This is a genomic window from Kitasatospora sp. Ki12, assembly GCF_054601375.1.
The window spans coordinates 2439561-2464358 of record NZ_BAAIHT010000002.1 but is presented as its reverse complement, the minus strand read 5'-3'; the positions used below and the strand labels follow the sequence as shown (position 1 = coordinate 2464358).

General features: G+C 71.9%; 28 protein-coding genes and 1 riboswitch. Of the genes, 24 read left to right on the top strand and 4 right to left on the bottom strand.

Annotation, left to right across the window (positions count from 1 at the left end; all coding sequences use genetic code 11):
- Window positions 1-38: 38 nt before the first annotated feature.
- Entirely contained in the window at window positions 39-422 is a 384-nt protein-coding gene (locus ACYP53_RS28415) for an ArsR/SmtB family transcription factor (RefSeq protein ID WP_189916692.1), read from the bottom strand.
- 82 nt (window positions 423-504) lie between these two features.
- Window positions 505-718: riboswitch (cobalamin riboswitch) on the top strand.
- A 32-nt stretch (window positions 719-750) separates the two neighbouring features.
- Here ACYP53_RS28415 and nicT point away from each other — a divergent pair.
- Complete coding sequence (gene nicT / locus ACYP53_RS28410; RefSeq protein WP_459649518.1) at window positions 751-1866, top strand: Nickel transporter NicT; 1116 nt, start codon at window positions 751-753, stop codon at window positions 1864-1866.
- A 90-nt stretch (window positions 1867-1956) separates the two neighbouring features.
- Here the strand turns inward: nicT and ACYP53_RS28405 are convergent, their stop codons facing one another.
- Window positions 1957-2205, bottom strand: coding sequence for a type B 50S ribosomal protein L31 (locus tag ACYP53_RS28405; protein ID WP_459649517.1), 249 nt, complete (start codon window positions 2203-2205; stop codon window positions 1957-1959).
- Between the two features lie 77 nt (window positions 2206-2282).
- Entirely contained in the window at window positions 2283-2447 is a 165-nt protein-coding gene (gene rpmG, locus ACYP53_RS28400; protein ID WP_097238718.1) for a 50S ribosomal protein L33, read from the bottom strand.
- 160 nt (window positions 2448-2607) lie between these two features.
- On the opposite strand from rpmG, the gene rpmB reads away from it, so the two are divergent.
- The 10 genes from rpmB to ACYP53_RS28350 all read left to right on the top strand — a co-directional run bounded on the left by rpmB (window position 2608) and on the right by ACYP53_RS28350 (window position 9193).
- Entirely contained in the window at window positions 2608-2844 is a 237-nt protein-coding gene (gene rpmB, locus ACYP53_RS28395; RefSeq protein ID WP_189916705.1) for a 50S ribosomal protein L28, read from the top strand.
- A complete protein-coding gene (gene rpsN, locus ACYP53_RS28390; RefSeq protein WP_189916718.1) occupies window positions 2844-3149 on the top strand; it encodes a 30S ribosomal protein S14 in 306 nt (101 codons plus the stop codon). Before rpmB ends, rpsN begins: the two co-directional genes overlap by 1 nt.
- Before the next feature lie 5 nt (window positions 3150-3154).
- Window positions 3155-4333: a CobW family GTP-binding protein gene (locus ACYP53_RS28385; RefSeq protein ID WP_189917282.1), complete on the top strand. Its 1179-nt coding sequence runs from the start codon at window positions 3155-3157 to the stop codon at window positions 4331-4333.
- A gap of 15 nt (window positions 4334-4348) precedes the next feature.
- Entirely contained in the window at window positions 4349-4585 is a 237-nt protein-coding gene (gene rpsR, locus ACYP53_RS28380) for a 30S ribosomal protein S18 (protein WP_189916726.1), read from the top strand.
- Between the two features lie 9 nt (window positions 4586-4594).
- Window positions 4595-4768: a 50S ribosomal protein L32 gene (gene rpmF / locus ACYP53_RS28375; RefSeq protein WP_189916728.1), complete on the top strand. Its 174-nt coding sequence runs from the start codon at window positions 4595-4597 to the stop codon at window positions 4766-4768.
- 168 nt (window positions 4769-4936) lie between these two features.
- Window positions 4937-6043 carry a M24 family metallopeptidase gene (locus ACYP53_RS28370; protein ID WP_459649516.1) on the top strand — a complete coding sequence of 369 codons (1107 nt, stop codon included), beginning with the start codon at window positions 4937-4939 and terminating at the stop codon, window positions 6041-6043.
- Window positions 6044-6117: 74 nt separating this feature from the next.
- The gene (gene efp, locus ACYP53_RS28365; protein ID WP_189916732.1) at window positions 6118-6681 is read left to right on the top strand and encodes an elongation factor P; all 564 of its coding nucleotides are present in this window, start codon (window positions 6118-6120) and stop codon (window positions 6679-6681) included.
- Window positions 6682-6685: 4 nt separating this feature from the next.
- A complete protein-coding gene (gene nusB / locus ACYP53_RS28360) occupies window positions 6686-7123 on the top strand; it encodes a transcription antitermination factor NusB (protein WP_189916734.1) in 438 nt (145 codons plus the stop codon).
- Window positions 7124-7248: 125 nt separating this feature from the next.
- Window positions 7249-8070: a thioesterase family protein gene (locus tag ACYP53_RS28355; RefSeq protein WP_189916736.1), complete on the top strand. Its 822-nt coding sequence runs from the start codon at window positions 7249-7251 to the stop codon at window positions 8068-8070.
- Window positions 8071-8275: 205 nt separating this feature from the next.
- Window positions 8276-9193: a hypothetical protein gene (locus ACYP53_RS28350; RefSeq protein ID WP_459649515.1), complete on the top strand. Its 918-nt coding sequence runs from the start codon at window positions 8276-8278 to the stop codon at window positions 9191-9193.
- 221 nt (window positions 9194-9414) lie between these two features.
- Here the strand turns inward: ACYP53_RS28350 and bldD are convergent, their stop codons facing one another.
- Window positions 9415-9918: a transcriptional regulator BldD gene (gene bldD, locus ACYP53_RS28345; protein WP_030056198.1), complete on the bottom strand. Its 504-nt coding sequence runs from the start codon at window positions 9916-9918 to the stop codon at window positions 9415-9417.
- Window positions 9919-10248: 330 nt separating this feature from the next.
- On the opposite strand from bldD, the gene pyrR reads away from it, so the two are divergent.
- The 13 genes from pyrR (at window position 10249) to metK (ending at window position 24735) form a co-directional block, all read left to right on the top strand.
- Window positions 10249-10905: a bifunctional pyr operon transcriptional regulator/uracil phosphoribosyltransferase PyrR gene (pyrR, locus tag ACYP53_RS28340; RefSeq protein ID WP_229928649.1), complete on the top strand. Its 657-nt coding sequence runs from the start codon at window positions 10249-10251 to the stop codon at window positions 10903-10905.
- A gap of 5 nt (window positions 10906-10910) precedes the next feature.
- Window positions 10911-11900: an aspartate carbamoyltransferase catalytic subunit gene (locus tag ACYP53_RS28335; protein WP_459649514.1), complete on the top strand. Its 990-nt coding sequence runs from the start codon at window positions 10911-10913 to the stop codon at window positions 11898-11900.
- On the top strand, window positions 11897-13201 hold the full coding sequence (locus ACYP53_RS28330; RefSeq protein WP_459649513.1) for a dihydroorotase: 1305 nt from the start codon (window positions 11897-11899) through the stop codon (window positions 13199-13201). The genes ACYP53_RS28335 and ACYP53_RS28330 overlap by 4 nt, the downstream gene beginning before the upstream one ends.
- The gene (locus ACYP53_RS28325) at window positions 13198-13767 is read left to right on the top strand and encodes a PH-like domain-containing protein (RefSeq protein ID WP_189916740.1); all 570 of its coding nucleotides are present in this window, start codon (window positions 13198-13200) and stop codon (window positions 13765-13767) included. Before ACYP53_RS28330 ends, ACYP53_RS28325 begins: the two co-directional genes overlap by 4 nt.
- Window positions 13764-14936 (top strand): glutamine-hydrolyzing carbamoyl-phosphate synthase small subunit, encoded by a 1173-nt coding sequence (gene carA / locus ACYP53_RS28320; protein WP_459649512.1) that lies wholly within the window; start codon window positions 13764-13766, stop codon window positions 14934-14936. The genes ACYP53_RS28325 and carA overlap by 4 nt, the downstream gene beginning before the upstream one ends.
- Window positions 14929-18237 carry a carbamoyl-phosphate synthase large subunit gene (gene carB / locus ACYP53_RS28315; protein ID WP_459649511.1) on the top strand — a complete coding sequence of 1103 codons (3309 nt, stop codon included), beginning with the start codon at window positions 14929-14931 and terminating at the stop codon, window positions 18235-18237. The genes carA and carB overlap by 8 nt, the downstream gene beginning before the upstream one ends.
- 89 nt (window positions 18238-18326) lie before the next feature.
- Entirely contained in the window at window positions 18327-19430 is a 1104-nt protein-coding gene (locus ACYP53_RS28310) for a quinone-dependent dihydroorotate dehydrogenase (protein ID WP_189916746.1), read from the top strand.
- A 101-nt stretch (window positions 19431-19531) separates the two neighbouring features.
- Window positions 19532-20365 (top strand): orotidine-5'-phosphate decarboxylase, encoded by an 834-nt coding sequence (gene pyrF / locus ACYP53_RS28305; protein ID WP_189916748.1) that lies wholly within the window; start codon window positions 19532-19534, stop codon window positions 20363-20365.
- 373 nt (window positions 20366-20738) lie between these two features.
- On the top strand, window positions 20739-21065 hold the full coding sequence (gene mihF, locus ACYP53_RS28300; protein ID WP_030056187.1) for an integration host factor, actinobacterial type: 327 nt from the start codon (window positions 20739-20741) through the stop codon (window positions 21063-21065).
- A gap of 49 nt (window positions 21066-21114) precedes the next feature.
- Window positions 21115-21672, top strand: coding sequence for a guanylate kinase (gmk, locus tag ACYP53_RS28295; RefSeq protein ID WP_189916750.1), 558 nt, complete (start codon window positions 21115-21117; stop codon window positions 21670-21672).
- Between the two features lie 37 nt (window positions 21673-21709).
- Window positions 21710-21976 (top strand): DNA-directed RNA polymerase subunit omega, encoded by a 267-nt coding sequence (gene rpoZ / locus ACYP53_RS28290; RefSeq protein WP_030240625.1) that lies wholly within the window; start codon window positions 21710-21712, stop codon window positions 21974-21976.
- Between the two features lie 172 nt (window positions 21977-22148).
- A complete protein-coding gene (gene coaBC, locus ACYP53_RS28285) occupies window positions 22149-23375 on the top strand; it encodes a bifunctional phosphopantothenoylcysteine decarboxylase/phosphopantothenate--cysteine ligase CoaBC (RefSeq protein WP_189916752.1) in 1227 nt (408 codons plus the stop codon).
- Between the two features lie 151 nt (window positions 23376-23526).
- Window positions 23527-24735, top strand: a complete 1209-nt coding sequence (gene metK / locus ACYP53_RS28280; RefSeq protein ID WP_189916754.1) for a methionine adenosyltransferase — start codon at window positions 23527-23529, stop codon at window positions 24733-24735.
- The last annotated feature ends 63 nt before the right edge of the window (window positions 24736-24798 follow it).

Here is a 24798-nt window from a genome sequence, read left to right as displayed (position 1 = left end):
CGGCTGTCGCCCGAGTGTCGGTCAGCCCGCAGCTGTGGTCAGCCCGCCGCGGCGGTGGGTTCGTGGTGCTCGGCGGCGGCGCACTCGTCGAGGAGGGGGCGCATGGCCTCGTCCACGAGCCGGTAGCGCACCACACGTCCGTCCCGGTCGCCGGTGACCACGCCGGCCGTGCGGAGCAGCCGCAGGGCCTGGGAGACGGCGGGGTCGCGCATGCCGGTGGCGACCGCGAGGTCGGTGACGGCGAGCGGGCCGGCCCGGTGGAGGGCGAGCAGCAGGGCGAGCCGTCCGGGGTCGGAGAGCAGCGAGAACCGCTCGGACCAGGACCGGACGTGCGCGGTGTCGCCGATCGCGGCGATGGCCTCGCACACCCGGTGTCCGTCGATGGTGCGGTGGCCCGCGCGGTCGGCCGGTACGAGATGCATGACCGCATTCTTGCAGGCGGGGGGCTGTGATCCTGGACACCTGCGCAGGTGCGCAGCCTTGCACGGGTCGGGGGCGGACCCCTACGGTGTAGCCCGCCGTGGTGCTCGGGAAGACCGGTGACGGACCTTCAGTGGTCCCAGCCCGGAGCGGCCCTCGCCACTGTGATCGGGTGAATTCCTTCGTCCTCGACGGATTTCAGTCCGTGTCCACGAAGCCACTGGGCGCCTCGCGCACCCGGGAAGGCGGACCCGGATGTCCCGTAAGCCAGGAGACCGGCCGCGGCACTTCACGAAGTGATTCCACGAGGTGTTGGAGCGTGATCCGGACATGACCCTGCCCGAAACCGTCGCCGCGGAAGCCAAGGCGGCGCCGTCCGTGCTGCCCAGCTTCAGATGGAAGCGCGAGGACACCGTCCGCACGGCCGGGCTGATGGGGGTGATCCTGGCCATGCACGTGGTGGCCTTCGGGACGCTCGTCTTCCTGGTGGCGCCCGAACGGTACGCGGTCGGTACCCAGGTCTTCGGGGTGGGCCTGGGTATCACCGCGTACACCCTCGGCATGCGGCACGCCTTCGACGCCGACCACATCGCGGTGATCGACAACACCACCCGCAAGCTGATGGCGGACGGTAAGCGGCCGGTCTCGGTGGGCTTCTGGTTCGCCCTCGGGCACTCCTCGATGGTGGTCATCATGGCCGCCCTGGTGGCGGGCGGCGCGCAGCTGGCCAACACCCTGATGGACGACGAGTCGACCACCCACAAGTGGCTCGGCGTGGTCGGGACGACCACCTCCGGCGTGTTCCTCTACCTGATCGGCGCGCTCAACCTGGCGGCGCTGCTCGGCATCGTCAAGGTGTTCCGGGCGATGCGGGCCGGGCAGTACGACGAGGCGGAGCTGGAGGCGCACCTGGACTCGCGCGGCTTCATGGCCCGGGTGCTGAACCGGGCGACCCGCTCGATCACCCGGCCCGGGCAGATGTTCCCGGTCGGCATGGTGCTGGGGCTGGGCTTCGACACCGCGACCGAGGTCACCCTGATGGTGATGGCGGGCTCCGGCGCGGCCTCCGGGCTGCCCTGGTACGCGATCGTCTGCCTGCCGCTGCTGTTCGCGGCGGGGATGAGCCTGTTCGACACCCTGGACGGGACCTTCATGAACTTCGCGTACCAGTGGGCGTTCTCGAACCCGGTGCGCAAGGTGTACTACAACCTGACCATCACGGGGCTGTCGATCGCGGTGGCCTTCGTCATCGGCACCATCGAGCTGGTCGGGGTGCTGCACGAGAAGTTCGACCTCACCGACCCGGTGAGCGGCTGGATCGCGGACATCTCGCTGGACAACGTCGGCTACGCGATCGCCGGGCTGTTCGTGGTGGTCTGGGCGCTGGCGATCGGGTACTGGAAGGTCGCCAAGGTCGAGAAGCGCTGGGCGCCGCAGGAGCAGTGAGCCGCGCCGGCCCCCGTCGTCACACGCCGAACGGCGCCTCCCCGGGTGGGGAGGTGCCGTTCGGCGTTCCTCGGGCTCAGTTCCTCGGGCTCAGTGCTGGTCGCCGTAGCGCCGGCGGAAGCGCTCGACCCGGCCCGCGGTGTCCATCACGCGGGACTGGCCGGTGTAGAAGGGGTGGCTCGCCGAGGAGATCTCGACGTCGATCACCGGGTAGGTGCGGCCGTCCTCCCACTCGACGGTGCGGTCGCTGCCGACCGTCGACCGGGTCAGGAAGGCGAGGCCGCCGACCTTGTCGCGGAAGACGACCGGGCGGTAGGAGGGGTGGATTCCGGGCTTCATGGACGGGCTCCTCTCGGGGGCCTGCGGGGTGCTGGGGTTCTTGTCGGGTGTCGGGTGTCGGGTGCGGGCGCCGCCGGTCAGCGCTCCTCGCGGAAGTCGACGTGCCGGCCCGCGACCGGGTCGTACTTGCGCAGGACCATCCGGTCCGGGTCGTTGCGGCGGTTCTTGCGGGTCACGTACGTGAAGCCGGTGCCGGCGGTGGAGCGGAGCTTGATGACGGGGCGCAGTTCGCTGCGGGCCATGGGGCGTCCTCCTGGCGTCTGGGTCCTGGGTCCTGGGTCCTGGGTTCCGGGTCGCGGGTCTCGGGGTGCTGGGTCGAAACCGTACACCGAAATGGAAGTCATTTTCATCTGGTGTAACGTGAGCCCGGTCCTGCCCATTCCCGGACGCCAGGGAGCATTCATGTCCGCCCGCTGCCAACTCACCGGCCGCCGGCCCGGCTTCGGCAACGCGATCTCGCACTCGCACCGCCGCACGAGCCGCCGCTTCGACCCCAACATCCAGCGCAAGCGCTACTGGCTGCCCAGTGAGGGCCGGTACGTGCGGCTCGTCCTCAGCGCCAAGGGCATCCGCACCGTCGACACGATCGGCATCGAGGCCGCCGTCGCCCGTATCCGCGCCCGGGGGGAGAAGGTCTGATGGCCAAGCAGAGCAAGATCGCCAAGAACGAGCAGCGTCGCGCCACCGTCGCCCGCTACGCCGAGCGCCGCGCCGAGCTGAAGCGGATCATCGCCCACCCGGGCACCGGCCCCGTCGAACGCGCCGCCGCGCAGGCCGAACTCGCCCGCCAGCCGCGCGACGCCAGCGCCACCCGGATCCGCAACCGCGACGCCGTGGACGGCCGCCCCCGCGGCTACCTGCGCGCCTTCGGCCTCTCCCGGGTCAACCTGCGCGTCCACGCCCACGCCGGCCACCTGCCGGGCGTCCGCAAGGCGAGCTGGTGAGCGCGATGGAGGCCATCCCGGGGCGGATCAAGCTGCCCGTGGTCGTCGTCGCCGGACTGCACGAGGGCGAACGCCGGACCGCCGTCGAGGAACTGGCCGCCGCCGCGGTCGACGCCGTCGTCCTGCGGCACGACCTGCGGGACGCCTCGCTCGGCCTCGTCCACCGGGAACTGTGCGACGCCCGGGGGACGTTCGACGCCGACGACGTGCCGCTGACGAACGACTGCCCGTGCTGCGCCCTGCGCGAGGACCTGCTGCCCCGGCTGCTGGAGATCGCCGACGAAGGCCGGTACGGGCTCGCCGTCGTCGAGCTGTGGGGTGGCAGCGACCCGCACCCGGCCGTCGAGGTGATCGCCGGCGGGGAGTCCGAGGGGCGGCCCCTCGCGGACGCCGTCGAACTCGCGGGTGTCGTCACCGCCGTCGACCCGGACCGGCTGATCGGCGAACTCTCCGTCCCCGACGACCTGGTGGAACACGGCCTGCACACCGCCGAACGGGACGAGCGGACCCGTGCGGAGGCGCTGGCCCACCAGATCGAGTACGCCACCACGATCGCCGTCCCGCGCGCCACGGCGCACGCGCCGGGGCTCGCGCTGCTGCGTCAGCTCCATCCGACCGCCCGGGTCGTCCGGCTCGGCACCGGCACCCTCACCCGGGCCGCGCTCGGCGGCTTCGACGTCGCCGCCGCCCGCGACCGGGTCAACCCGGCCCTCGCGCTGCTGCCCCAGGAACGCGACGAGGCGGGCGTCACCACCCTGGTCTGGGAACGCCGCCGGCCCCTGCACCCGGAGCGGTTCCACGAGGCGCTGCACCAGCTCGTCCCCGCCGCACAGCGCAGCCGCGGGCGGTTCTGGCTGGCCAACCGGCCCGACCTGATCCTCGCCTGGGACGCGGCCGGGGCCAACCTCGCGGTCGAGGAGTGCGGGCCCTGGCTCGCCACCCTGCCCGACGCGGCCTGGGAGCTCTACCCGCCGGCCCGGCGGGCCGCCGCCGCCCTCGACTGGCATCCGCTGCACGGCGACCGGGTCCAGCAGCTCAGCTTCACCGCCGAAGGGCTGGACGCCGAGGGCATCACCGCCCTGCTCGACTCCTGCCTGCTCACCGACGCCGAACTCGCCGCCGGCGAACCCGGCTGGAAGGCACTGCCCGACGCCTTCCGGGACCTGCTCGCCCCCCTCCACTGAAGGAGCCCCGACACCATGCGCAAACGAACCGCCCCGCCGAAGGACCGGCCCAACCCCCTGATCGCGGCGGGCATCGAGTACATCGACTACAAGGACACCGAGCTGCTGCGGCGCTTCGTCTCCGACCGCGGCAAGATCCGCAGCCGCCGGGTCACCCGCCTCACCGTGCAGCAGCAGCGGGCGATGGCCCGGGCGATCAGGAACGCCCGCGAGATGGCCCTCCTCCCGTACACCTCCGGTCCCACCCGATAGGAGCCTCCGATGGCCGTACCCAAGCGCAAGACCTCCCGCAGCAACACCCGGCACCGCCGCGCCCAGTGGAAGGCGACGCCCCCGAAGCTGGTCCCGGTCACGATCGACGGCCGCGAGCTGCTCGTCCCGCAGCGGCTGGTCCCGGCCTACCGGCGGGGGCTGCTCGACCCGGGGGAGGCGTAGCGGCGAGGCGCAGGGCCCGTCTTCGAACCCCAGCGGCGGCCGATGGCGGTCGGGCCCGGGCGGGGTGGCGGGAAACGGCCGGTGGTGCGGGGGCGCGTCGGGGGCTCCGGGGGTTCTGCCGGGGGTGCTCGGCGGGCGGTTCGGGCCGGGGGTTCGTAGGCTCGACGCATGGCGGATGCGTACGCGGGGCGGCGGGAGCGGGTGAGGGAGCACTGCAGCGCGGCCGGGGCCGATGCGGCACTGATCACCCGGGCGGCGAACGTGCGGTATCTGACGGGCTGCGCGCCCTGCGGGGCGACGCTGCTGCTGACCAGGGAGCGGGCGCTGCTGACGCTGCCGGACGACCTGCCGCCGGACGACTCCGGGGAGCACCTGATCGCCCCGGACGTCACCCAGGTGCCGGTGGCGGCCGGGGCGGACACCGCGCTGGCCGCCGCGGCCGCCGCGGCGAGCTTCGGGGTGTCCGGCCTGGCGGTGGAGGAGCACGACCTGACCGTCACCCGGCACCGGTCGGTGGCGGGCCTGGCCGAGGGGGCCCGGCTGATCGACCTGGGCCAGGTGGTCGAGGGGCTGCGGGTGGTCAAGGACGAGCACGAGATAGCCGACCTGCGGATCGCCGCCGAGATCGCCGACCAGGCGCTCGGCGAGCTGCTGGAGTCGATCCTGGTCGGCCGCACCGAGCGGCACCTGGCGATGGAGCTGGAACGCCGGATGATCGACCACGGCGCCGACCGGGCCGCCTTCCCGGTGTCCGTCGGCACCGGCAGCCACTCCGGCCAGGCCGCCCACCAGCCGACCGACCGCCGGGTGGAGGAGGGCGACTTCCTGACCGTGGTGATGGGCGCCCAGTACCGCGGCTACGGCGTCTCGACCGCCCGCACCTTCGTGATCGGCGCCGCTCCGGCGCCCTGGCAGGTGGAGCTGCACCGGCTGGTCTTCCGGGCCCAGCGGGCCGGCCGGGAGGCCCTCGGACCAGGGGTGGAACAGTGCGTGCCCGACCGGGCCGCCCGGCAGGTCCTGGAGGCGGCGGGCCACTCCGAGGCCTCTCCGCGCCCGGTGGGCCACGGCATCGGGCTGGAGATGAGGGAGGCGCCGCGCCTCGGTCCGTCGGACATGGGTAAACTGGACAGCCGCGTGCCGGTCACCGTCGGTCCGGGAGTCCACCTCCCGGGCAAGGGCGGCGTCCGGATCGAGGACACGCTCGTCGTGCGCCCCCTCGAGGAGGGCGGGCCCGAGCTGCTCACCATCACCACCAAGGAGCTCCTCGCCCTGTGACCGCGGCCCCGGGCCGTGGCGGCAGGACGCACCCCTTGGTTCCTTGACAGCTATATCCAGGAGTTAGTGCGCCCGTGGCTTCCACGAACGATCTCAAGAACGGCATGGTCCTCAAGCTGGAGGGCGGCAAGCTCTGGTCCGTCGTCGAGTTCCAGCACGTCAAGCCCGGCAAGGGCCCGGCCTTCGTTCGGACCAAGCTGAAGGAGGTCCTGACGGGCAAGGTCGTCGACAAGACCTTCAACGCGGGCACCAAGGTCGAGACCGCGAACGTCGACAAGCGCGGCATGCAGTTCTCGTACAAGGACGGCGAGAACTTCGTGTTCATGGACATGGACACCTACGACCAGCTCACCATCGAGCCGGCCGTCGTGGGCGACGCCGCCAAGTACCTGCTGGAGGGCTTCGAGGCCCTGGTCGCGCAGAACGAGGGCGCGGTGCTGTACATCGAGCTCCCGGCCGCCGTCGAGCTGACCATCGCCGAGACCGAGCCGGGCGTCCAGGGCGACCGCTCGACCGGTGGCACCAAGCCGGCGACCCTGGAGACCGGCGCCGAGATCCAGGTGCCGCTCTTCATCACCAGCGGTGAGAAGGTCAAGGTCGACACCCGCGACGGCAGCTACCTCGGCCGGGTGAAGTAAGTCCGTGTCGGCCGCACGTAGCAAGGCCCGTACTCGGGCCTTCCAGATCCTCTTCGAGGCCGACCACCGCGGGGTCGACCCGCAGCGGGTCCTCGCGGACTGGGTGGCCCGCGCCCGCGAGCCGAAGCCCGACGAGGGCACTCCGCAGGTGGGCGAGTACACCATGGAGCTCATCGAGGGGTACGTCCAGCACGCCCGTCGGATCGACGACCTGATCTCGCAGTACGCGGTCGGCTGGACGCTCGACCGGATGCCGATCGTGGACCGCAACGTCCTGCGGCTCGGCGCGTACGAGCTGATCTGGGAGGACGGCGTCCCGGACGCGGTCGTCCTGGACGAGGCGGTCGAGATCGCCAAGGAGTTCTCCACGGACGACTCCCCGGCCTTCGTCAACGGCATGCTGGCCCGCTTCCTGGAGCTGAAGCCGAGCATCCGCCGGTAACGGTCATGCCCGTCGGGACGGCCGCCGGACCCGGAAATCCGGGTCCGGCGGCCGTTTCGCGTTTCACCCGGCAGGCGTAATGTGGAGTCCTACTCGCCAGTAACTTGAAGGGCAGGTCTCCCCGCATGACCACCACGATCAGCAGCGAGTTCGACCGGGGCATCGCCCTGACCAGACACGCCGAGGAGTCCGGCCGCTACGAGGCCGAACTCGGCGCCGGCTGGCAGATCGGCGGCGGCGTCAACGGCGGGATGCTGCTCGCCGTGGCCGGACACGCGCTGTCGCTGGAACACGGGACGCACCCGGACCCGGTGTCGATCAGCGGTTACTACCTGTCCGCCTCCACCCCCGGGCCCGCCACCGTCCGCACCGAGGTGCTGCGCTCCGGCCGGGGGCTCTCCACCGGCACCGCCTCGCTCAGCCAGGACGGCGTCGAACGGCTGCGCGTGGTCGCCAGCCACGGTGACCTCGCCACCGCCGACGGCGAGGTGCGCACCAGCGCCCGGCCGCCGCAGCTGCCGCCGCCGGACCAGTGCATCGGCGTGGAGCACGCACCCAAGGAGCTGATCGAGCAGGCCGCCCTGCTGGAGCGCTTCGACCTGCGGCTGGACCCGGCCACCGTCGGCTGGGCGCTCGGACAGCCCTCCGGCAACGGCCGGATCCAGGGCTGGTTCCGGCTGGCCGACGGCCGCGAGCCCGACCCGCTGCTGCTCCTGCTGGTCGCCGACGCGCTGCCGCCGGTCACCTTCGACCTCGGCATGCCGGGCTGGGCGCCGACCGTCGAGCTGACCGTCCACCTGCGCGCCAAGCCCGCCCCCGGCTGGCTGCGGGTCACCCACGCGACCCGCAACCTGGCCGGCGGGTACTTCGAGGAGGACGCCGAGATCTGGGACGAGTCCGGCCGCCTGGTCGCGCAGTCCCGCCAGCTGGCCCGGGTCCCGAGGTAGCGGAGGGTCCTGAGGCGGCTGAGGGTCCCGAGGTGGCCGAGGGTCCCACGGGTCCTTCGGGGGCCTCGGGGCCGGTGCTATTACCGGTGGTTACATTCCTGTGACACGCCGTACGTGTGCGGCGTGCGAGGGGTGGGGAGGAAGGCGGTCAGCGGCGAGCCCGCCGCCGACCGTCACCGCCGAAGCCAGGAGCCAGGAGCCAACGATGAGCCGTAAGGGGCGAGCCCGCCGCAACTCCGACTGCACCTCCGGCGGTCCGCGGCCCGTGGTGCGGGCACCGCACCGGCCGCAGCCGGCCGAGGGCGCCGACCAGGCCTTCGTCATCGGGGTGCTCACCAACGCGGCGGACTTCGCCCGGGCCCGGGCCTGGGGGGTCTCGGACGCCCCCGACTTCGAGCGCTACCTGACCGACGCCGCCGAGCTGCTGGCCGACGCGCTGGAGCGGTTCGAGACCGTCCGGGCGCGGATGTTCCACCCCCAGGACTTCGAGGAGTTCTGCCTGCTCAACGGGCTGGACCCGGCCGAGCCCGGCGCCCGGGACCGCTACCTGGTCAACCCGGCGCTGCAGACCCAGCTGCTCGCCTACCAGGGCGAGGAGCTGGCCGGGGACTTCGTGCCGCGCCTGGTCCGGGCCCGGGAGAACGGGCTGACGCTCTGCCACGTCGACCTGCTGCTCGACGGGGGCCTGTACGGGGGCGCGGGCGAACGGGACGAGGATCACACCCGCTGGGTGCGCGCCGCCTACCAGCGCGGGGGCGAGGTCTTCCGCCGGATGCTGGTCGGCGCGGGCGCCGGCGTGTACGAGCTGCGCCTGCGGGTGGACGCGCCGGGCGGCCGGCTGACCGCCGCCGCGCGGGTCCTGCAGTGGGAGGACGGCGTGGTGCGGATCAACGACGAGGACCTGGAGCTGGTCTGCGCGGTGCTGTGCGCCGGGCTGGCCCTGGAGCTGCCGGGGGTCGCGGTGCTGCACGGTTCGCAGGGGTCGGCCGCCTCCTGCGGGGAGTACCTGCCGGCCTCCTGGGCCTGGTCGAGCGGCGGGGCGGACTGGGCGCCGGCGGACCGCCCGGTCAGCCTGGACGGGGTCGCGGCGAAGCCCGGCTACAGCCTGGGCACCGTCTGCTGACGCCACTGACAGCTGCTGCCGCCCTTGCGGCCGAGCCGACCGTCGGCACCGGGTACGAGCGCCCGGAGGCGAGGCGGCGATATAAGAGGCGGCAGGTCGCATACGCGCCGCGGCGCGGCGCCCCACTGGGGTGCCGCGCCGTGACGTTTCTGCTTGTCGGCACTGGAGAACCGAGTGCCGGGAATTGCAAGATCCGCTGGCGGGAGCCGGTGCGGTGAGCCTCAGCTCGCGTCCTCCTCGCGCACCGCGCGGCGCGCGTCGGGGTTGAGCACGCCCCAGGAGATCAGCTGCTCGGTGAGGATCGACGGCGACTGGTCGTAGATGACCGCCAGGGTGCGCAGGTCGTCCTGGCGGATCGACAGCACCTTGCCGTTGTAGTCGCCGCGCTGGCTCTGGATGGTGGCCGCGTAGCGCTGCAGCGGGCCGGCCTTCTCGGAGGGGACCTGGGTCAGTCTCTCCAGGTCCAGGACCAGGCGCGGCGGCGGCTCGGCCGCGCCGCCCGGGGTGCCGCCGGGCAGCAGCTCCTGCACCGGGACGCCGTAGAACTCGGCCAGCTCGGCCAGCCGCTGCACGGTGACCGCACGGTCGCCGCGCTCGTACGAGCCGACGACGACTGCCTTCCAGCGCCCCTGGGACTTCTCCTCGACACCGTGCAGGGAGAGACCCTGCTGAGTGCGGATCGCTCGGAGCTTGCCTCCGAGTTGCTTCGCGTAGTCGCTGGACATTGATCTCCCCGGACGAGATTGCTTCGCGTTCAGTGGTGGGTCACGGGCGATTGCCGACGCCGTTACCGGTGGGTTCGACGTCCGTCTCGTAACTCACTGTGAGGTTACGTAGAGTAAGGTAGTTGCGTCAAGCCGAATGGGGCAGTCGTGCGAATGGCCCGCATCGTCGGCGCGTCCGGGGTGTTAACCGGCGGAAGCGGAATGGTGGACTCCTGTTTGCCGTCCGGGGCACTGCTAGGATGACCCGAAGCCCGCGCCGAGTCGGCGGGGGCCGTCCCAGACATCCTTTAAGGCCCGTCCAGTGAGGCGGGGAAGGAGGTCCGCTTCGGCATGACCGCACACCGAGATTCGACGCCGCAGGACCAGGCTCCGAGGCCGCCGCACCAAGTGCTGGACGGTACGGACATCGCCCGGGTCATCACCCGGATAGCACACGAGATCGTCGAGCGCGCCAAGGGCGCGGAGGACGTCGTGCTGCTCGGCATCCACACCAGGGGCGTCCACCTCGCCCGCCGCCTGCACGGCCGGCTGGCCCAGATCACCGGGCGCGAGATCCCGCTGGGCACCCTGGACATCACCATGTACCGGGACGACCTGCGGCTGAAGCCCGCCCGCGCCCTGGAGCACACCGAGATCCCGCCCGGCGGCATCGACGGCAAGCTCGTCGTCCTCGTCGACGACGTGCTCTTCTCCGGCCGCACCATCCGCGCCGCGCTCGACGCGCTGAACGACATCGGCCGGCCGCGGGCGGTCCAGCTCGCCGTCCTGGTCGACCGGGGCCACCGCGAGCTGCCGATCCGCGCGGACTACGTGGGCAAGAACCTCCCCACCTCGCTGCGCGAGGCCGTGCAGGTGCGCCTCTCCGACTCCGACGGCGTGGACGCCGTCCTGGTCGGGGACCGCGACTTCACCGCGGCGTCGCGCTCCGCGCTCACCGAACAGGGCGCGCAGGCCGCCAAGCCCACCGAACCGCACCTCCCGGAGTAGCCCGCGTGAAGCGCCACCTCGTCTCCGCCGCCGATCTCAGCCGCGACGACGCGCTGCTGATCCTGGACACCGCCGAGGAGCTGGCCCAGCTCTCCGGCCGGGCCGTCAAGAAGCTGCCCACGCTGCGCGGCCGCACCGTCGTCAACCTCTTCTTCGAGGACTCCACCCGGACGAAGACCTCCTTCGAGGTCGCCGAGAAGCGCCTGTCGGCCGACGTCATCAACTTCTCCGCCAAGGGCTCCTCGGTCTCCAAGGGCGAGAGCCTCAAGGACACCGCGCTGACCCTGCAGGCCATGGGCGCCGACGCGGTCGTCATCCGCCACCACGCCTCGGGCGCGCCGGCCCGGTTGGCCCAGTCCGACTGGCTGCACGGCAGTGTGATCAACGCCGGTGACGGCACCCACGAGCACCCCACCCAGGCGCTGCTCGACGCCTTCACCATGCGTCGCCACCTCAACCCGGGCGCCGGCCACGATCTCGCGGGCCGCCGGGTGACGATCGTCGGCGACGTCCTGCACAGCCGGGTCGCCCGCTCCAACGTCCACCTGCTGAACACCCTCGGTGCCCAGGTCACCTTCGTCGCGCCGCCGACGCTGCTGCCGATCGGCATCGAGAACTGGCCCTGCGAGATCAGCTACGACCTGGACCGGGTGCTGCCCAAGACGGACGCGCTGATGATGCTGCGGGTGCAGCGCGAGCGGATGAACGCCGCGTTCTTCCCGACCGAGCGCGAGTACAGCCGCCGCTACGGCATGAACGGCCTCCGGTTGGCCCAGCTGCCCGGGCACGCGATCGTGATGCACCCCGGCCCGATGGTCCGCGGCATGGAGATCACCGCCGAGGTCGCCGACTCGCCGCGCTGCACCGCGGTCGAGCAGGTCGCCAACGGCGTCTCCGTCCGGATGGCCGTGCTCTACCTGCTCCTCGGCGGAGCCACCCTCGCCGACGCCCCCGCCGACGCCCCCCGCACCGAGACCGTGGAGACCGCTCAGTGACCACCTACCTGATCCGCAACGCCCAGATCCTCGGCGGCGCCCCGCAGGACCTCCTCCTCGCCGACGGCGTGATCAAGGAGATCGGCACCGGCCTGACGGCCGTGGCGGACATCGAGATCGACGCCACCGGGCTGGTCGCGCTCCCCGGCCTGGTCGACCTGCACACCCACCTGCGCGAGCCCGGCCGCGAGGACGCCGAGACCGTGCTCACCGGCACCCGGGCCGCCGCGATGGGCGGCTTCACCGCCGTGCACGCGATGGCCAACACCACCCCGGTGGCCGACACCGCCGGCGTGGTCGAGCAGGTCTGGCGGCTCGGCCAGGAGGCCGGCTACTGCGACGTGCAGCCGGTCGGCGCCGTCACCGTCGGCCTGGAGGGCAAGCAGCTCGCCGAGCTCGGCGCGATGCACGAGTCCGCCGCCGGCGTCCGGGTCTTCTCCGACGACGGCAAGTGCGTGGACGACGCGGTGCTGATGCGCCGCGCCCTGGAGTACGTCAAGGCCTTCGACGGCGTCGTCGCCCAGCACGCCCAGGAGCCGCGGCTGACCGAGGGCGCCCAGATGAACGAGGGCCAGGTCTCCGGCGAGCTCGGGCTCGGCGGCTGGCCGGCCGTCGCCGAGGAGTCGATCATCGCCCGCGACGTGCTGCTCGCCGCGCACGTCGGCTCCCGGCTGCACGTCTGCCACGTCTCCACCGCCGGTTCGGTCGAGATCATCCGCTGGGCCAAGGGCAAGGGCTGGGACGTCACCGCCGAGGTGACCCCGCACCACCTGCTGCTCACCGACGAGCTGGTCCGCTCCTACGACCCGGTGTACAAGGTGAACCCGCCGCTGCGCACCGCCGAGGACGTCCAGGCGCTGCGCAAGGCGCTCGCCGACGGCACCATCGACGCCGTCGCCACCGACCACGCCCCGCACCCGGCCGAGGACAAGGACTGCGAGTGGGCCGTGGCCGCGATGGGCATGGTCGGCCTGGAGACCGCGCTGTCGGTCGTCCAGCAGACGATGGTCGAGACCGGCCTGCTGAACTGGGAGGGCGTCGCCGACCGGATGTCGCACCGACCGGCCCGGATCGGGCGTCTCGCCGGGCACGGCCGCCCGATCTCGGTGGGTGAGCCGGCGAACCTGGTGCTGTTCGATCCCGCGTACCGTGGTGCCGTGAACCCGGAGAGCTTCGCCACCCGTAGCCGCAACACCCCCTACAAGGGCCTGGACCTGCCCGGACGGGTGCACGCCACCTTCCTGCGCGGCCGCGCCACCGTGCTGGCGGGCGAGCTGTCCGAGCAGGGCGGCGAGCTGTGAGCGCCTACGCCACGCTCGCCAAGGAGCAGGCGAAGGTCACCAACTGGCCCGGGTACATCGGCTGGTCCGTCGGCCTGCTGGTCCTCATCGCCCTCGTCTACTGGCTGATGCGCCAGGGCTGGAACTGGCGGCGCACCCTGCAGTCCGGCATCCCGCCGCTGCCCGCCGTGCCGGACCGCGCCGGACGCACCATCCTGGAGACCAGCGGCCGGTACCACGGCACGACCACCGCCGGGAACTGGCTCGACCGGGTCGTCGCCCACGGCCTGGGCACCCGCAGCCGGGCCGACCTCACCCTCGGCGAGGACGGCCTGCTGGTCCAGCGTCCCGGTGACGTCGACTTCTGGATCCCGGCCGCCCACCTCACCGGTGCCCGGACCGACTCCGGGATCGCCGGCAAGGTCGTCCCGTCCGGGCTGCTCGTCGTCAGCTGGACGCACGAGGGCACCGAGCTGGACTCCGGCTTCCGGGCCGACCACCCCGACGAGCACGCCGCCTGGGTCGAGGCGGTCGCTCACCTTGCCACACGCACGCAGACGAAGATGACGGAAGAGGCCGCGCAATGACCGCACCTGCCCCCACCACGCAGCGCCAACGGCGGGAGCGTCCGGTTTCGAACCGTGCGGCCGCCGTGCTCGTCCTGGAGGACGGCCGGATCTTCCGTGGCCAGGCCTACGGCGCGACCGGCGAGACCTTCGGCGAGGCGGTCTTCAACACCGGCATGTCCGGCTACCAGGAGACCCTGACCGACCCGTCGTACCACCGGCAGGTGGTCGTGATGACCGCCCCGCAGATCGGCAACACCGGCTGGAACGACGAGGACGACGAGTCCAAGCAGATCTGGGTCGCCGGCTACGTCGTGCGCGACCCCTCCCGGGTCGCCTCCAACTGGCGCTCCCGCCGCTCGCTCGACGAGGAACTGGTCAGCCAGGGCATCGTCGGCATCAGCGGCATCGACACCCGCGCGCTCACCCGCCACCTGCGCGAGCGCGGCGCGATGCGCTGCGGCATCTTCTCCGGCGAGACGCTGGCCGACCCGGCCACCCTGCTGGCCCGGGTGCAGCAGTCGCCCGAGATGAAGGGCGCCGACCTGTGCGCCGAGGTCGCCACCACCGAGCCGTACGTCGTCCCGGCCGTCGGTGAGAAGCGCTTCACCGTCGCCGCGCTGGACCTCGGCATCAAGGCGATGACCCCGCAGCGGATGGCCGAGCGCGGCATCGAGGTGCACGTGCTGCCGGCCGACTCCACCCTGGAGGACGTCTACGCGGTCCAGCCGGACGGCGTCTTCTTCTCCAACGGCCCGGGCGACCCGGCCACCGCCGACCACCAGGTCGCCGTCGCGCAGGGCGTGCTGGAGCGCGGGACCCCGTTCTTCGGGATCTGCTTCGGCAACCAGATCCTCGGCCGCGCCCTGGGCTTCGGCACCTACAAGCTCAAGTACGGCCACCGCGGCATCAACCAGCCGGTGCAGGACCGCACCACCGGCAAGGTCGAGGTGACCGCCCACAACCACGGCTTCGCCGTGAACGCCCCGCTGGACAAGGTGAGCGACACCCCCTACGGACGGGTCGAGGTCTCCCACGTCTGCCTGAACGACGACGTGGTCGAGGGCCTGCAGGCGCTCGACGTCCCCGCCTTCAGCGTGCAGTACCACCCCGAAGCTGCTGCCGGCCCGCACGACGCGGCCTACCTCTTCGACCGTTTCGTGAAGCTCATGGAGGGCCAGCGTGCCTAAGCGCACTGACATCAAGTCCGTCCTGGTGATCGGCTCCGGCCCGATCGTGATCGGGCAGGCCGCCGAGTTCGACTACTCGGGCACGCAGGCCTGCCGGGTCCTCAAGGCCGAGGGCCTGCGGGTCGTGCTGGTCAACTCCAACCCGGCCACGATCATGACCGACCCGGAGATCGCCGACGCCACCTACGTCGAGCCGATCACCCCGGAGTTCGTCGAGAAGATCATCGCCAAGGAGCGCCCCGACGCCCTGCTGCCGACCCTCGGCGGCCAGACGGCGCTCAACACCGCGATCTCGCTGGACGCCAACGGCGTGCTCGCCAAGTACAACGTCGAGCTCATCGGCGCCAAGGTCGAGTCGATCCACAAGGGCGAGGACCGGGAGCTCTTCAAGGGCGTCGTCGAGGCCGTCAACGCCAAGATCGGCCACGGCGAGTCCGCCCGCTCGGTCATCTGCCACACCATGGACGAGGTGCTGGCCGGCGTCGACACGCTCGGCGGCTACCCGGTCGTCGTCCGCCCCTCCTTCACCATGGGCGGCGCCGGCTCCGGCTTCGCCCACGACGAGGAGGACCTGCGCCGCATCGCCGGCCAGGGCCTGACCCTCTCGCCGACCACCGAGGTGCTCCTGGAGGAGTCCATCCTCGGCTGGAAGGAGTACGAGCTGGAGCTGATGCGCGACAAGAACGACAACGTCGTGGTCGTCTGCTCCATCGAGAACTTCGACCCGATGGGCGTGCACACCGGTGACTCGATCACCGTCGCCCCGGCGATGACCCTCACCGACCGCGAGTACCAGATCCTGCGCGACGTCGGCATCGCCGTCATCCGCGAGGTCGGCGTCGACACCGGCGGCTGCAACATCCAGTTCGCCGTCAACCCCGACGACGGCCGGGTCATCGTCATCGAGATGAACCCGCGCGTCTCGCGCTCCTCGGCGCTCGCCTCCAAGGCCACCGGCTTCCCGATCGCCAAGATCGCCGCCAAGCTGGCCGTCGGCTACACGCTCGACGAGATCCCCAACGACATCACCGAGCAGACCCCGGCCTCCTTCGAGCCGACCCTCGACTACGTCGTGGTCAAGGTGCCGCGGTTCGCGTTCGAGAAGTTCCCGAGCGCCGACGCCACGCTGACCACCACCATGAAGTCGGTCGGCGAGGCCATGGCCATGGGCCGCAACTTCCCCGAGGCGCTGCAGAAGGCGCTGCGCTCGCTGGAGAAGAAGGGCTCCCAGTTCTCCTGGACCGGCCCGGTCGGCGACAAGGCCGAGCTGCTGACCAAGGCCGCCGTGCCGACCGACGGCCGGATCAACACCGTCATGGAGGCGATCCGGGCCGGCGCCACCCCGGAGGAGGTGTTCGAGTCCACCAAGATCGACCCGTGGTTCGTCGACCAGCTCTTCCTGCTCGACGAGATCGCCGGCGAGCTGGCCGACGCCGCCGAGCTCACCCCCGAGCTGCTGCGCCACGCCAAGCGGCACGGCTTCTCCGACCAGCAGGTCGGCGAGATCCGCGGCCTGAAGCCGGACGTGGTCCGTGAGGTGCGCCACGCGCTCGGCATCCGCCCGGTCTTCAAGACCGTCGACACCTGCGCCGCCGAGTTCGCCGCCAAGACCCCGTACTTCTACTCGTCCTACGACGAGGAGAGCGAGGTCGCCCCGCGCACCAAGCCCGCCGTGATCATCCTGGGCTCCGGCCCGAACCGCATCGGCCAGGGCATCGAGTTCGACTACTCCTGCGTGCACGCCTCCTTCGCGCTCTCCGAGGCCGGGTACGAGACCGTCATGGTCAACTGCAACCCGGAGACCGTCTCCACCGACTACGACACCTCCGACCGGCTCTACTTCGAGCCGCTCACCCTGGAGGACGTGCTGGAGATCGTCCACGCCGAGCAGCAGGCCGGCCCGCTCGCCGGTGTGATCGTCCAGCTCGGCGGCCAGACCCCGCTGGGCCTGGCGCAGGCGCTCAAGGACAACGGCGTGCCGATCGTCGGCACCCAGCCCGAGGCGATCGACCTCGCCGAGGAGCGCGGCGCCTTCGGCCGCGTCCTGCGCGACGCCGGCCTGCCCGCGCCCAAGCACGGCACCGCCTTCTCCTTCGAGGAGGCCAAGGCGATCGCGGACGAGATCGGCTACCCGGTCCTCGCCCGTCCGTCCTACGTGCTCGGCGGCCGCGGCATGGAGATCGTCTACGACGAGGCCTCGCTCGCCTCCTACCTGGAGCGGCACGCCGGTCTGATCTCCGAGCACCCGGTGCTCATCGACCGCTTCCTGGACGACGCGGTGGAGATCGACGTCGACGCGCTCTACGACGGCACCGAGCTCTACCTCGGCGGTGTCATGGAGCACATCGAGGAGGCCGGCATCCACTCCGGCGACTCCGCCTGCGCGCTGCCCCCGATCACCCTCGGCGGCCACGACATCAAGCGCCTGCGCGCCTCCACCGAGGCCATCGCGCGCGGCGTCGGGGTGCGCGGTCTGATCAACATCCAGTTCGCCCTCTCCGGCGACATCCTGTACGTCCTGGAGGCCAACCCGCGCGCCTCCCGGACCGTCCCGTTCACCTCCAAGGCGACCGCCGTGCCGCTGGCCAAGGCCGCCGCCCGGGTCTCGCTCGGCGCCACCATCGCCGAGCTGCGCGCCGAGGGCATGCTCCCGGCCGAGGGCGACGGCGGCACGCTGCCCGCCGACGCGCCGATCGCGGTCAAGGAGGCCGTGATGCCGTGGAGCCGCTTCCGCGACGTCCACGGCCGCGGCGTGGACACCGTGCTCGGCCCGGAGATGCGCTCGACCGGTGAGGTCATGGGCATCGACAAGGTCTTCGGCACGGCCTACGCCAAGGCCCAGGCCGGCGCCTACGGCGCGCTGCCGACCAAGGGCAAGGTCTTCGTCTCGGTCGCCAACCGCGACAAGCGCAACCTGGTCTTCCCGGCCCGCGCGCTGGTCAGCCTCGGCTTCGAGGTGCTCGCCACGGCCGGCACCGCCGAGGTGCTGCAGCGCGGCGGCATCCCGTCCACGCTGGTGCGCAAGCACAGCGAGGGCGAGGGCCCGAACGGCGAGAAGACCATCGTCCAGCTGATCCACGACGGTGAGGTCGACCTCATCATCAACACGCCGTACGGCACCGGTGGCCGCCTCGACGGCTACGAGATCCGCACCGCGGCCGTGGCCCGCGCGGTGCCCTGTCTGACCACCGTCCAGGCGATGGGCGCGGCCGTGCAGGGCATCGACCGGCTGCTGCGCGACGAGGTCGGGGTGATGTCGCTCCAGGAGCACGCCGAGCTGATCAACGCCGGCCGCAAGTAGCACCACCGCAGTGGGGGGCACCGGAGCCGGATTGGTGCCCCCCACTTCCATGCCCACGTCCCGTCACCGCTCCGGGAGTTGAACCACCCTTGTACAAGCTTCTGTTCGACTTGGTCTTCAAGAAGATGGACCCCGAGAAGGCCCACCACCTGGCCTTCTTCTGGATCCGGCTGGCCTCCTCGGTGCCCGGCCTGCGCTCGCTGGTGCGGCTGGTGCTCGCCCCGCGCGACCGCGCCCTGCGCACCGGCGCCCTCGGCCTGGACCTGCCCGGCCCGTTCGGCCTCGCGGCCGGCTTCGACAAGAACGGCGTCGGCATCGACGGCCTGTCGATGCTCGGCTTCGACTACGTCGAGATCGGCACCATCACCGGCGAGCCCCAGCCCGGCAACCCGGCGCCGCGGCTGTTCCGCCTGGTCGAGGACCGCGCGCTGATCAACCGGATGGGCTTCAACAACCAGGGCTCCGCCCGGGTCGCCGCCCGGCTGGCCGCCCGGCCGCACACCAGCTCCACCCCGGTGATCGGCGTCAACATCGGCAAGACCAAGGTCGTCGAGGAGGCCGACGCGGTCGCCGACTACGTCAAGTCCACCGAGCGCCTGGCGAAGTACGCCGACTACCTGGTGGTCAACGTCAGCTCGCCGAACACCCCCGGGCTGCGCAACCTGCAGGCCGTGGACCACCTGCGCCCGCTGCTGGCCGCCGTCCGCGAGGCCGCCGACCGCACCACCGCGCACCACGTGCCGCTGCTGGTCAAGATCGCCCCCGACCTGGCCGACGAGGACGTCGACGCGGTCGCCGACCTCGCCCTGGAGCTGGGCCTGGACGGCATCATCGCCACCAACACCACGATCGGCCGCGAGGGCCTGCGCACCGACGCCGGGCGGGTCGAGGAGATCGGCATGGGCGGTCTGTCCGGCGCCCCGCTCAAGGCCCGCGCCCTGGAGGTCCTGCAGCGGCTGCGCGCCCGCACCGGCGGCCGGCTGACCCTGGTCTCGGTCGGCGGCATCGAGACCGCCGAGGACGCCTGGCAGCGGATCGTGCACGGCGCCGACCTGGTCCAGGGCTACAGCGCCTTCATCTACGAGGGCCCGTTCTGGTGCCGCAAGATCCACAAGGGCCTGTCCGCCCGGCTCCGGGCCGCGGGCTTCCGCGACCTGGCCTCGGCCGTCGGCAGCGCCGTCAGCGGCTCCTGAGCGGCCGGGCCCGGCCCGACACCCCCGGTACGACCCCGGCACGACCCGTGCCACCCCCGGGCCACTCCCGGACCATCCCCGGACCATTCGGAAAGGACGACATGACCCTCGCCCCGTTCGGCGCCCGGCTGCGCCAGGCCCTCGACACCCGCGGCCAGCTCTGCGTCGGCATCGACCCGCACGCCTCCCTGCTCGCCGCCTGGGGGCTCGGCGACGACCTCGCCGGGCTGGAGACCTTCAGCCGCACCGTGGTCGAGGCGCTGGCCGACCGGGTGGCCGTGCTCAAGCCGCAGGCCGCCTTCTTCGAGCGCTTCGGCAGCAAGGGCGTCGCCGTGCTGGAGAAGACCGTCGAGGAGGCCCGGGCGGCCGGTGCGCTGGTCCTGATGGACGCCAAGCGCGGCGACATCGGCTCCACCATGGCCGCGTACGCCGAGGCCTTCCTGTCGCCCGCGAGCCCGCTGTTCTCGGACGCCGTGACGGTCAGCCCGTACCTGGGCTTCGGCTCGCTGCGCCCGGCCCTGGACCTGGCCCGGGAGCAGGGCTGCGGCGTGTTCGCGCTGGCCCTCACCTCCAACCCGGAGGGCGGCGAGGTGCAGCGCGCGGTGGGCGCGGACGGCGAGTCGGTCGCCGCCTCGGTGCTGCGGCAGCTGGCGGCCGAGAACGAGGGCGCCGCGCCGCTGGGCTCCTTCGGCGCGGTGGTCGGCGCGACGCTCGCCGACGCGGGCGTGGAGCTGGCCATCAACGGCCCGCTGCTGGCCCCGGGGATCGGCGCCCAGGGCGCGACCATGGCGGACCTGCCGCGGGTCTTCGGCGGCTCGGTGATCAACGTGGTGCCGAGCGTCAGCCGGGACGTGCTCAAGCACGGCCCGTCGGTGCCGGCGCTGCGGGAGGCGGCGGAGCGCTTCGCCGGCGAGTTCGCGGACGCCGTCAAGTAGGCGCGGCGGGGGCCGTCGAGGAGCGGAAGGCCTCCTACTGGTAGCCGGTCGGTGACCCTGTGGAGTGTCCGCAGGACGGCGACACCGTCGCGGAGCGGACGTGAGCGCCGTCACATCGAGCCCGTCAAAGTTTCGCAATCGCGGTCATTTTGCCCGGGAAAGTCCTGGTCGGCCTTGGCTGACCAGGACTTTTCGTGTTCTTTTCCTGACGTGGCGCCGCAATCCGGGTAGTGTCCGGCGATAGGTCATCGGCGAGCCGCGAATTGTGCGGGTCCCGCAGGTCAGGGCCCTTGTGGTTCCCCTTGCGGACGGTGTCCTGGGTACCAAACCAGTCATAGCTCAATCCCTTCCATCCACACCTGAGGTGAACGGCGTGGCTCTTCCGCCCCTTACCCCTGAACAGCGCACCGCCGCGCTCGCCAAGGCCGCCGAGGCTCGCCGGGAGCGCGCCGAGGTCAAGAACCGGCTCAAGCACTCCGGCGCCTCCCTGCACGAGGTCATCAAGGCCGGCAAGGCCGACAACGACGTCATCGGCAAGATGAAGGTCTCGGCCCTGCTGGAGTCGCTTCCGGGCGTCGGCAAGGTTCGCGCGAAGCAGATCATGGAGCGCCTCGGCATCAGCGAGAGCCGGCGTGTCCGAGGTCTCGGTACCAACCAGATCGCCTCCCTGGAGCGGGAGTTCGGCGGGGGTGCCGCCTGACCGTGCCCCGGTGGTCCCGTCATCGTCCGCGATCCGGGATAATCGGTGCATGAGTGAGCGTCCGCGGCTGACCGTGCTCTCCGGCCCCTCGGGGGTCGGCAAGAGCACGGTCGTCGCTCATATGAGGAAGATGCACCCCGAGGTCTGGCTCTCGGTGTCGGCCACCACCCGCCACCCGAGGCCCGGCGAGAAGAACGGGGTCCAGTACCACTTCGTCGACAACGACGAGTTCGACAAGCTGATCGCCAACGGTGAGCTGCTGGAGTGGGCCGAGTTCGCCGGGAACCGTTACGGGACCCCGCGCGCGGCCGTGCTGGAGAAGCTGGAGCGCGGCGAGCCCGTGCTGCTGGAGATCGACCTGCAGGGTGCCCGGCAGGTGCGCGAGTCGATGCCCGAGGCACAGCTGGTCTTCCTGGCTCCGCCGAGCTGGGACGAACTGGTCCGCCGACTGACCGGTCGGGGCACCGAGCCGCAGGACGTGATCGAGAAGCGGCTCGACGCCGCCAAGATCGAACTCGCGGCCGAGACCGAGTTCGACACGACCCTTGTCAACACCTCCGTCGAGCAGGTAGCGGCCGAACTGCTAGCCTTGCTCGGTGTAGCCTGACCTGTCTGTCTTTTCCACCCTTTCGGAAGGTTTTCGCGTGTCCTCTTCCATGACCGCGCCCGAGGGCATCATCAACCCGCCGATCGATGAGCTGCTCGAGGCCACCGACTCGAAGTACAGCCTCGTGATCTACGCCGCCAAGCGCGCGCGCCAGATCAACGCGTACTACTCGCAGCTCGGTGAGGGCCTCCTGGAGTACGTCGGCCCGCTGGTCGACACCCACGTGCACGAGAAGCCGCTGTCGATCGCGCTGCGCGAGATCAACGCGGGCATGCTGACCGCCGAGGCGATCGAGGCCGCCTGAGGCGGTCGGTGAAGTTTCCGGGAGGGCCCGGCGGAATCGTTTCCGCCGGGCCCTCCCGCGTACCCGGCCGTCGTTCCCGCTCCGTCGCTCCGGCGCGGGGTGGGGCGCCGCGCGGGGCGCCGCCGAGGGGCCGTAGGGTGGGCGGGTTCCCGATGCGTAGAGAGGTCGGCCCATGACGACTGCGGACGCCCCCCGCGTGGTCCTCGGTGTGAGCGGCGGGATCGCCGCGTACAAGGCGTGCGAGCTGCTGCGCCGGTTCACCGAGTCCGGCCACCAGGTCACCGTGGTGCCCACCGCGGCCGCGCTGCACTTCGTCGGCGAGGCGACCTGGGCCGCGCTGTCCGGCCGCCCGGCCGCCACCGAGACCTGGGAGCGCGTGCACGAGGTGCCGCACGTGCGGATCGGGCAGCAGGCCGACCTCGTCGTCGTCGCCCCGGCCACCGCCGACCTGATCGCCAAGGCCGCCCACGGCCTCGCCGACGACCTGCTCACCAACACCCTGCTCACCGCGCGCTGCCCGGTCGTGGTGGCGCCCGCGATGCACACCGAGATGTGGGAGCACCCGGCCACCCGGGACAACGTCGCCACGCTGCGCCGTCGGGGTGTGATCGTGCTGGAGCCGGCCGTCGGGCGGCTCACCGGCAAGGACACCGGCAAGGGGCGGCTGCCCGAGCCGTCCGCGGTGTTCGAGGCCTGCCGGGCCGTGCTGCGCCGCGGCGGCGCGGTGCCGACCGACCTCGCGGGCCGGCACGTGGTGGTCTCGGCCGGCGGCACCCGGGAGCCGCTGGACCCGGTGCGCTACCTGGGCAACCGCTCCTCCGGCAAGCAGGGCTACGCGCTCGCCGTGACGGCCGCGGCGCGCGGGGCCCGGGTGACGTTGCTCTCGGCCAACGCCGAGCTGCCGGACCCGGCCGGGGTGGACGTGGTGCACGTCTCGACCGCGCTGGAGCTGCGCGAGGCGGCACTGAAGGCCGTCGCCGACGCGGACGCCGTGGTGATGGCCGCCGCGGTGGCCGACTTCCGGCCCGCCGAGTACGCGACCGGCAAGATCAAGAAGGTCGAGGGCATCGAGCCGGCCCCGGTCGCGCTGGTCCGCAATCCCGACATTCTGGCCGAGCTGTCCGCCCAGCGGCCCCGTTCGGGTCAACTGGTGGTCGGATTCGCGGCGGAGACCGACGACGTGCTCGCCAACGGCCGCGCCAAGCTCGTCCGCAAGGGCTGCGACCTGCTCGTGGTCAACGAGGTGGGCAACGGGAAGGCCTTCGGCACGGACGTCAACGAGGCCGTCGTCCTGGGCTCGGACGGCAGTGAGACGCCCGTTCCGGTGGGCCCGAAGGAGGCACTCGCGGACGTGATCTGGGACCTGGTCGCAAAGCGGCTGGAATCGGGCGGCAACTGATCGGAATGGGCTGCAGAACGCTCGAGAATTCCTGGAGCGGGTGACGTTCGACGGAACCGGCCCGTTAGACTCCAGGAATCAAGTCTTTCCGGAGTTCCCCGGGCCCACCGGGGACCTTCAGTCAGCAGCCGCTGCAACCCCAGGGAGCGCTGTGTCTCGCCGCCTGTTCACCTCGGAGTCCGTCACCGAGGGACACCCCGACAAGATCGCTGACCAGATCAGCGACACCATCCTTGACGCTCTCCTGCGTGAGGACCCGACGTCCCGGGTCGCCGTGGAGACGCTCATCACCACCGGCCAGGTGCACGTGGCCGGCGAGGTGACGACCAAGGCGTACGCGCCGATCGCCCAGCTCGTCCGGGACAAGATCCTGGAGATCGGCTACGACAGCTCCAAGAAGGGCTTCGACGGCGCCTCCTGCGGCGTGTCGGTGTCCATCGGTGCCCAGTCGCCCGACATCGCGCAGGGCGTCGACACCGCGTACGAGGCCCGGGTCGAGGGCGACGAGGACGACCTGGACAAGCAGGGTGCCGGCGACCAGGGCCTGATGTTCGGCTACGCGTCCGACGAGACGCCCGAGCTCATGCCGCTGCCGATCACCCTGGCCCACCGCCTCTCGCGTCGGCTGACCGAGGTCCGCAAGAACGGGACCATCCCGTACCTGCGCCCCGACGGCAAGACCCAGGTCACCATCGAGTACGACGGCGACAAGGCCGTCCGCCTCGACACCGTGGTCGTCTCCACCCAGCACGCCAGCGACATCGACCTGGAGTCGCTGCTCACCCCGGACATCCGCGAGTTCGTGGTCGAGCCGGAGCTGAAGGCGCTGGCCGAGCAGGGCATCAAGCTGACCACCGAGGGCTACCGCCTGCTGGTCAACCCGACCGGCCGCTTCGAGATCGGCGGCCCGATGGGCGACGCCGGCCTCACCGGCCGCAAGATCATCATCGACACCTACGGCGGCATGGCCCGCCACGGTGGCGGCGCCTTCTCCGGCAAGGACCCGTCCAAGGTGGACCGCTCGGCCGCGTACGCGATGCGCTGGGTGGCGAAGAACATCGTCGCCGCCGGCCTCGCCCGCCGCGCCGAGGTCCAGGTCGCGTACGCGATCGGCAAGGCCGAGCCGGTCGGCCTGTTCGTGGAGACCTTCGGCACCGAGACCGTGCCGGTCCTCGCGATCCAGAAGGCCGTCTCCGAGGTCTTCGACCTGCGTCCGGCCGCGATCATCCGCGACCTGGACCTGCTGCGCCCGATCTACTCCCAGACCGCCGCGTACGGCCACTTCGGCCGTGAGCTGCCGGACTTCACCTGGGAGCGCACCGACCGGGTGGAGCAGCTGAAGGCCGCCGTCCAGGACTGACGCCCGCAGCGCTCGAAGCGGCGCCCGCCCCTTTCCGGGGGCGGGCGCCGCTTTTTTCGTCGG

Bases quoted from the DNA above. Each gene is read 5' to 3' on its own strand.
- ACYP53_RS28415 (WP_189916692.1), bottom strand. From the start codon at position 422: ATGCATCTCGTACCGGCCGACCGCGCGGGCCACCGCACCATCGACGGA.
- nicT (WP_459649518.1), top strand. From the start codon at position 751: ATGACCCTGCCCGAAACCGTCGCCGCGGAAGCCAAGGCGGCGCCGTCC.
- ACYP53_RS28405 (WP_459649517.1), bottom strand. From the start codon at position 2,205: ATGAAGCCCGGAATCCACCCCTCCTACCGCCCGGTCGTCTTCCGCGAC.
- rpmG (WP_097238718.1), bottom strand. From the start codon at position 2,447: ATGGCCCGCAGCGAACTGCGCCCCGTCATCAAGCTCCGCTCCACCGCC.
- rpmB (WP_189916705.1), top strand. From the start codon at position 2,608: ATGTCCGCCCGCTGCCAACTCACCGGCCGCCGGCCCGGCTTCGGCAAC.
- rpsN (WP_189916718.1), top strand. From the start codon at position 2,844: ATGGCCAAGCAGAGCAAGATCGCCAAGAACGAGCAGCGTCGCGCCACC.
- ACYP53_RS28385 (WP_189917282.1), top strand. From the start codon at position 3,155: ATGGAGGCCATCCCGGGGCGGATCAAGCTGCCCGTGGTCGTCGTCGCC.
- rpsR (WP_189916726.1), top strand. From the start codon at position 4,349: ATGCGCAAACGAACCGCCCCGCCGAAGGACCGGCCCAACCCCCTGATC.
- rpmF (WP_189916728.1), top strand. From the start codon at position 4,595: ATGGCCGTACCCAAGCGCAAGACCTCCCGCAGCAACACCCGGCACCGC.
- ACYP53_RS28370 (WP_459649516.1), top strand. From the start codon at position 4,937: ATGGCGGATGCGTACGCGGGGCGGCGGGAGCGGGTGAGGGAGCACTGC.
- ACYP53_RS28355 (WP_189916736.1), top strand. From the start codon at position 7,249: ATGACCACCACGATCAGCAGCGAGTTCGACCGGGGCATCGCCCTGACC.
- ACYP53_RS28350 (WP_459649515.1), top strand. From the start codon at position 8,276: ATGAGCCGTAAGGGGCGAGCCCGCCGCAACTCCGACTGCACCTCCGGC.
- bldD (WP_030056198.1), bottom strand. From the start codon at position 9,918: ATGTCCAGCGACTACGCGAAGCAACTCGGAGGCAAGCTCCGAGCGATC.
- pyrR (WP_229928649.1), top strand. From the start codon at position 10,249: ATGACCGCACACCGAGATTCGACGCCGCAGGACCAGGCTCCGAGGCCG.
- carA (WP_459649512.1), top strand. From the start codon at position 13,764: ATGACCGCACCTGCCCCCACCACGCAGCGCCAACGGCGGGAGCGTCCG.
- pyrF (WP_189916748.1), top strand. From the start codon at position 19,532: ATGACCCTCGCCCCGTTCGGCGCCCGGCTGCGCCAGGCCCTCGACACC.
- gmk (WP_189916750.1), top strand. From the start codon at position 21,115: ATGAGTGAGCGTCCGCGGCTGACCGTGCTCTCCGGCCCCTCGGGGGTC.
- coaBC (WP_189916752.1), top strand. From the start codon at position 22,149: ATGACGACTGCGGACGCCCCCCGCGTGGTCCTCGGTGTGAGCGGCGGG.